The sequence below is a fragment of the Photorhabdus sp. RM323S genome, from assembly GCF_042879375.1.
Lineage (GTDB): Bacteria > Pseudomonadota > Gammaproteobacteria > Enterobacterales > Enterobacteriaceae > Photorhabdus > Photorhabdus tasmaniensis.
In genome coordinates this window covers 84,594-91,054 of the sequence record NZ_JBHFKZ010000014.1, presented here as the reverse complement: position 1 = coordinate 91,054, position 6,461 = coordinate 84,594, and the positions used below count along the sequence as shown (strand labels likewise).

Annotated in this window: 8 protein-coding genes and 1 tRNA gene; 7 read left to right on the top strand and 2 right to left on the bottom strand. The window is 47.3% G+C overall.

The features are described from left to right. The 7 genes from ACGF7G_RS08895 to ACGF7G_RS08865 form a co-directional block, all read left to right on the top strand. The coding region (locus ACGF7G_RS08895; protein WP_387464833.1) for an HNH endonuclease signature motif containing protein at window positions 1-409 on the top strand (409 nt) is incomplete at its 5' end. Between the two features lie 59 nt (window positions 410-468). Beyond that, window positions 469-702: a DUF3085 domain-containing protein gene (locus ACGF7G_RS08890; protein ID WP_387464832.1), complete on the top strand. Its 234-nt coding sequence runs from the start codon at window positions 469-471 to the stop codon at window positions 700-702. 88 nt (window positions 703-790) lie between these two features. Then, complete coding sequence (locus tag ACGF7G_RS08885) at window positions 791-979, top strand: hypothetical protein (RefSeq protein ID WP_133815652.1); 189 nt, start codon at window positions 791-793, stop codon at window positions 977-979. 129 nt (window positions 980-1,108) lie between these two features. Beyond that, complete coding sequence (locus ACGF7G_RS08880) at window positions 1,109-2,080, top strand: DUF1281 domain-containing protein (RefSeq protein ID WP_387464830.1); 972 nt, start codon at window positions 1,109-1,111, stop codon at window positions 2,078-2,080. Between the two features lie 139 nt (window positions 2,081-2,219). Further along, on the top strand, window positions 2,220-2,534 hold the full coding sequence (locus ACGF7G_RS08875; protein WP_387464828.1) for a hypothetical protein: 315 nt from the start codon (window positions 2,220-2,222) through the stop codon (window positions 2,532-2,534). Between the two features lie 217 nt (window positions 2,535-2,751). After that, window positions 2,752-4,269, top strand: a complete 1,518-nt coding sequence (locus tag ACGF7G_RS08870) for a conjugal transfer nickase/helicase domain-containing protein (protein ID WP_387464827.1) — start codon at window positions 2,752-2,754, stop codon at window positions 4,267-4,269. Between the two features lie 78 nt (window positions 4,270-4,347). Continuing rightward, window positions 4,348-4,914, top strand: coding sequence for a phage integrase SAM-like domain-containing protein (locus tag ACGF7G_RS08865; protein WP_387464826.1), 567 nt, complete (start codon window positions 4,348-4,350; stop codon window positions 4,912-4,914). A gap of 226 nt (window positions 4,915-5,140) precedes the next feature. Here the strand turns inward: ACGF7G_RS08865 and ACGF7G_RS08860 are convergent. Both ACGF7G_RS08860 and mltC read right to left on the bottom strand, forming a co-directional pair. Then, window positions 5,141-5,216 (bottom strand) — tRNA-Phe (locus ACGF7G_RS08860). Window positions 5,217-5,367: 151 nt separating this feature from the next. After that, entirely contained in the window at window positions 5,368-6,441 is a 1,074-nt protein-coding gene (mltC, locus tag ACGF7G_RS08855; RefSeq protein WP_387464824.1) for a membrane-bound lytic murein transglycosylase MltC, read from the bottom strand. Window positions 6,442-6,461 lie beyond the last annotated feature (20 nt).

Below are 6,461 nucleotides of genomic sequence, written 5' to 3'. Positions count from 1 at the left end.
GTTCTCTGCAGAAGACCCAAAAGGTGTGCGTCGTACACTTATACAGGCGATGGATACACCAATAAAACGCCATATTAAAATCAAAACAGCAGCAAATCCTTATTTACCAGAATGGGAAGAATATTTTGAAAAGCGACTAGATTATGCTCTAAAAAATACCTATGGCGGTAAGAGGAAGTTGATAACACTCTGGAATAAGCAAGGCAAACGATGCCCGCGATGTGATCAATTGCTCACCTCTGAAACTGGATGGCATGTTCATCATAAGCTTCAGAAAGTAAAAGGGGGCGGAGATGAGCTTAGCAATTTAGAGTTGTTACACCCTAATTGTCATCAACAATTACACAGTCATGAAGCTGGTTCCTGTGAAGGAGCTTATAAAGGCTTGAGCGGTATGCTGGGAAACTAGCATGTACCGTTCTTAGGGGGGAATGAGTCAGTAATGACTTGTTCCTACCCGACTATATCATGTCTGATATGGGTACGATGCAAAATGGCAGGCATCTTGTCGCTTATGCTTGCGGTTATCATCCAGAGAAGGACGAAGGCGGGTATGAACGTGCCCGGGAAGAAGTGGGCGGCGATGATTTTGCGGAAAAGCTGGGTTTCGCCGTATCTACACTCAACCGGTTACTGAATGACCAATGTGATCTGAAGGTGACGCTGACAGCCACACAAATTATCACACAATTTTACCCCTGATTGCCGGGATGCCGGCAGTCGTTTTCACCCTGACGGGCGTTATTTCCCGTCAGGGGATAACGCCCGTTTTTATTTCGGAGCGTTACTGATGAAAAAGATTAAGACCAAAACAGCCCCAAAAACTGTCCGCAAGAACAAAGTCGCCCACCGTCATGGCAGACGTTTCCGGCCTGATGGGTACCGGGGGATGACGGGCAGGATTATCGCGACGTTTGGAAAAAGAAAGCGTCCTGATGTACAGGCCACAAAATTGTGGAGACCAGCTGTCCGGTTATAAATAGCTGGGATGGGGCTGTCCGAAAGTCGGATAGCCTTTTTTCACATCGCTGAACTTATCATCTGCCTGTGGGGGCATTGCCTTCACCAGGCATGCCCTGTTTCAGGTAAAAAAAGAGGATTTTTTACTATGCCGAAGGGGTACGCTAATCGTTTGCATATCACGGGTCAACCCGACCAACTGGAGGCTCTGCAACAATGGGGATTGGGAGACAGAATTCCCTATTACGGGCAGGCTATCCATCAAAGTATTAAGCTGTTTGTCGCGGGCTGTGCCGGTCTCTTGCAACCTACTGAAACGACAGATTACTCACTTTATCCGGCGCTGGTAGCGAAAGGAACAGGGGTAGACTCACCGGAAAACCGGGCGTTTGAGCAATGGCTGGCTTTGTTAAAAGAGAATGTGGCGCTTGATGAAGTTACCAGCCAACAGATTAGCAGGCTTTACCAACAAAGTGGTCTGGCCGCGCGAAAATGGGAGATGTTGCTCCCGGCAGAGCAGGAAACTATCATGGCGTTGTTTAACCAAAAGTCTTGTGACTGGTTCGGTCTGGTTGATTGGGACGGAGAACGTGACACGAAAATGTTGTGGTCTCATCTTGATGACCGGCTGACAGAGACGGTTCCTGGTGACTTATTTCTGCTGATACCGACCCATCTTGCGAGTGAAATCAATGGATTTTGCGGCGGATTGTTAAGGGATCACGAGACGACTCATGAGTTGTATTACCGATTGTACGGTATGACGCGGCCGCGAGGTTATGACATAGCCTGGAAGCACCATGATAATGGCAGTCTGACCGGGCATTTTGACACAGCGCCCTGGGAGCCCTGGGATGAAAAAATCATGGTGCCTTTGTCCAGGCAATATCACTGCCATATCACCCATTATTTTGAGGATGTCTGTGATTTTTGTGGTTACGACAAATACTGGAATGGGCAGTGGGAAGAAGGTCGTGTCGATGAGCTGGAATTGGCTGAGGAAGACGGTATCCGTAAAGTGATAGGGCCGGCCTACATTCTCGGTAATGTTTTACATGACGGGGATGAGTGCCCTGACAGCGTTATTTCGCTTATTCCACAGGGACGTTTCCCGTGGTGAATTGACGGTAAAAAAACAGGTTCAGGTCTGCCTGAGCGTCTGATAACACTACTGCCGGCGGATATGACGCCGGCGATTTACCCATTGGGGGAATATTTCCGCTGAGGGGGCGTGTTCCCCCTTTTCTCAGGAACACGTTTTGTTTGTATTGATTAACCATAAAAAAGCGTTTATGGCTTTATTGAATGAGACAGCTTGTTATCCTCATCGCGACCGGGTATTGGGTGATTTTGTGCAGTGTGCGGCAATCAGTCTGCATAATGCTGTTTGTCCGGACGGTGAGCTGGCGCAACAGTATCTGCACATCATAAAACATGATGAACCGGAAGATGTGACCCGGCTGTCTCAACTGCTTGTGCAGGTTGTGATGGCATTGGAACGTGAACCTCATGATTTTCTGGGTGACGTTTTCAGGGAGATGAATCTGGGTAACCAGCTCTATTTTCCTGTTTAATCCTTTCTTGCATGAGCCATCATTTGCCTTTTGTACTTATTCATGACTAATTCAACGAAAGAACCGGATACACGCTTCGTTATATCCGTGGCTGAATTGGCGTCGTTTGAATCATGACGTGCAGTTTTCATCGATTAATTTTTATTCCCGGAAAAGAGTTTTGCCTTGTCCCTGTCAGAGGATGTATTAGGGTTTGGGGAAAAAGGGGAGATTAATCGTGTTGAAAAAAATTAAAATCCTGCTGGCGGGAGCATCCACAGGAAAAAAGTCACTTCCACAACCCACCGCCATCCCAGAAACGGTCAAAGCAGGCTACTTTTTGCCGTCTGAGTCCCGGCTACTGCTGGATACTGCCCGGCGTCGGCAGTGTTTACAATGTCTGTGGGACAATAGCGCATTACCCAAAACACACTATCAGACGTTGTGGCTGACCCCGTTGTATGAGTGTGTTGCATTGATGCAACAACTTCCGGCGGTACCGCAGGGACCTTATGCCCACCTGGGCGGCTTGATTGATGTGACATTGCAATGTACTGCCTTTGCGGTACGTCTGGCGAAAGGGCAGATGTTACCACCGGGTGTGACCCCTGAGACGCAGGCAGAACAAAGTGTGATATGGAACACGGTGGTGTTTTACGCTGCGTTATTTCATTTTTTACCTGTTTTGGCCCAGTTTGACGGAGAACTGGACGAAGGGCAACCCTGGTATCCTGGGTTGGCTGTGCCGCAGGGGCCGTATCGTTTCCGGTTCAAAACTCCCCCAGTGGAGACGAGGGTTGCCTGTCATTTTGGGGGGGTATTCGCCGGGCGATTGCTGCCGGCTAAGGCGGTGACCTGGCTGGCATCGGTACCGGATGCCTTGCCTACGCTGTTTTGTCTTCTATCCGGCGACATGAAGGAAGATGACGCAATAGGTCAGATAATCACAGAAGCTTTGAGTCAAGCCAGTGCACCGACAATATCAGAAATATTCTCTGTCACGGTTGCATCACCGCAAATGATTGTTTCAGGAAATCCCGATGTTTCTGCTGCGCCTTTATCAACGGCAATGGACAGTGTTCTGCCTTCTCAGAGACGGCAGGAAGATAGCACGATGACTGAAATTGTTTCATCAGCCGTGAGACCGGTTGATGAGATCCCTTCTGCCGTCATGACCGTCACGCCAGAGAAGGGGATGCCGCCGGATGAGAGCACGCAACAGCTCTTGTCATTAATGGGGATGAATGTTGCGGACACAGTGACAGAACAGGTTATGGCCTGTGAAGCAGAAATCGTACCGCCATACACGCCGGTGTCTTCACCACCCGCGGTTCAGGCAACAGGGCAGAACGAAAATGCCAATGAGACACCCTGTATTGGCGAGCAATTCTGGGACTGGTTGTCCGCTGGATTAAGGCAGGGGGTGATGACCCTTAATACGCCGAAAGCCCGGATACATCTGGTCAGTGGTTTTGTGTTTGTGAGTGCACCGGCCATTTTCTTCCAGTTTCTCGGTGAGAAGACGCAGGCAGATGGCAAAGAGGTTAGCCAAAAATGGAAACGGGTACAAACCGCCTTTGAGCAGCTGGGACGACATCGAGTCAGTCGTGGAAAGTGTTTTTGTTGTTGTCATCTTTATGATTCGGCTGATCGGACTGGCTCCTATCAACGTGTTCATGGCTACTTAATCAAAAACACGTTGCTTTATCGTGACCGTTCTGTACCAGAAGATAGCCCTTTTCTGACGATTTCATGAGAAAGCATCTTTAATAACAATATGTTATTTTCTGCGCCCCGCAATGGGTTTTTACATTGATGAAGTGAGGAAGTAGAGATGGACAGTATGACCTGGGATAACCTGCTGGATGAGTATTTTTTTGCCAAAATCTTGCGGCCGGATACGGAGTCAAGTTATCGCAAGGTGGTGAATACCTTCCAGGTGTTTGCAGGTGTGGACAATCGGCCTGCGCAAGTGACCCGACAGCAGGTCCTGGCGTGGCGCAGATATGTATTGCATCAGTCCGGACGGAAAGGTGTGACCTGGAACGGTAAGATTGCGCATATGCGGGCGTTATTTAATTTGGCGATAAAAGAAAAAATACTGCCTCAAACGGAAAACCCATTTAATGGTGTGGTGGTCAATGCGAACAAGAAGAAAAAGAAAACATTAACCAAAAAACAACTGACAGCCCTGTATCTCACGATGGGGCAATTTGAAGCGCGAGAACGACAGGCCGGGGATAACCAGCGTGGCCGCTGTGCATTATATCCGACCTGGTATTGGCTGACGGTACTGGATACGTTGCGTTATACCGGGATGCGGCAAAATCAGTTATTACATATCCGGTTGGGGGATATTGACCTGCATGAGCGCCGGATTATTCTTTGCTCCTCGTGTTAATTAATTCATTGATTTTAGTTTGGATGGCTTGACAGTTGCAATAGAACTTGTAAGTATTGCGCTCGAACGAAAAAGGACATCCGATTTCTCAGATATCCTGAATCTAGAACCTTTATACTCTATATCGAAGCGATGCAAGATTAAGTCAACTGTAACGATGCATTTTTAGGTCCCAGTACCGAACGCCCGTTGAGCTTTTTTATCTCTCAACCAACGCACTTTGAATTGGTGCCCGGAGGCGGAATCGAACCACCGACACGAGGATTTTCAATCCTCTGCTCTACCGACTGAGCTATCCGGGCAACGGGGCGCATTAAACCGTATTCGGTAGAACCCGTCAATATATTTCTTTTGAAATAGTGATTTGTGTTTTGAAATTACTCGATTAGTTAAAAATATAGGCAAAAAATAACGGAGAGTAGAAAAATCGCTCTCCGTTATTATGCTATCGCCTTAATGATGATAGCTTTTCTGGGCAGTATTGACTTTCATCAGGTAGCGGCGTGATTCTGCCGATGGGTGTTTAGTTGTCAGGGTTTCATAAATATCACCCGGTGCCATTCCATTGATGATTTGAGCCGCTTTTTTCCTATCGCTGGAGAATACCCGTAATACACTACCTGCACCGCCATTGTAAGCGGTTATCACCGCATAACGGCGGGAGGTGGTGTTAGTGATGCCACCCAGATAACTGTTTTGTAATATTGATAAGTATGCCGTGCCGGCATCAATATTATTTTCTGGATCAAATAGATAACTACGGCTTGGTTGTCCTGATTTGCCTTTCATCTTAAAGACATCACGGCCCGCGGTATGTTGTACAACTTGCATCAGTCCAAGTGCATCAGAACGGCTGACGGCATATGGGTTAAAACTGGATTCTATTTGCATAATTGCAAGGATCAGGGATTCGTCTACTCCGTATTTAATGGAAGCCTGACGGATCAGTGGCAGATATTTATGAGCGCGTTTATCCAAATGGTTTGGTACCAGTTGCATGGTGACAGACCAAATGACATGTAAACCCGCTTGGCGTTTTTGTAATTTATTCGCCAGCAGATAATCTGCGAAATGTGCTGCCCGCCATTCCCAACGGATCGGCTGACCGTTATGGTCCATAACTTGCCCGTAAAGAAAGGGCTCTTTACTGATCTGAATGTCGTTAATATCAGAATAGAGATCGACAGAACTTGGATCGTCACCCATTAATAAGGTGGTGATAATAGCCTTGCGCAAATAGGTTGTGGGGTCTGTCGGAGAAATTGTCTCAATCGTGATCGTGCCGGCCTCAAAATTAATATGGCTGCGGGTCTGGTATTGATCGGTATATTTAACGTAATCTTTTGGGCCTGCAATTAGTACTTCGTGCAACCCCCAAATGTTTTCGATGTTGTGGGCAAATTGGCCCATCAAAATATCAAAACCATTGGTATCTTTTATATATTCTTCGTTGTATTTGGTATCTTTGGTATTGGTACAGGAAACGAGCAGTGGGGCAATAACAAACAGCGCTAACAGTTTTTTCATCTTACATTGCCATCTGGTGT

What these genes read in the sequence shown, in the direction of transcription:
- ACGF7G_RS08880 (WP_387464830.1), top strand. Translation starts at nt 1,109, where the DNA reads ATGCCGAAGGGGTACGCTAATCGTTTGCATATCACGGGTCAACCCGAC.
- ACGF7G_RS08885 (WP_133815652.1), top strand. Translation starts at nt 791, where the DNA reads ATGAAAAAGATTAAGACCAAAACAGCCCCAAAAACTGTCCGCAAGAAC.
- ACGF7G_RS08865 (WP_387464826.1), top strand. Translation starts at nt 4,348, where the DNA reads ATGGACAGTATGACCTGGGATAACCTGCTGGATGAGTATTTTTTTGCC.
- mltC (WP_387464824.1), bottom strand. Translation starts at nt 6,441, where the DNA reads ATGAAAAAACTGTTAGCGCTGTTTGTTATTGCCCCACTGCTCGTTTCC.
- ACGF7G_RS08890 (WP_387464832.1), top strand. Translation starts at nt 469, where the DNA reads ATGTCTGATATGGGTACGATGCAAAATGGCAGGCATCTTGTCGCTTAT.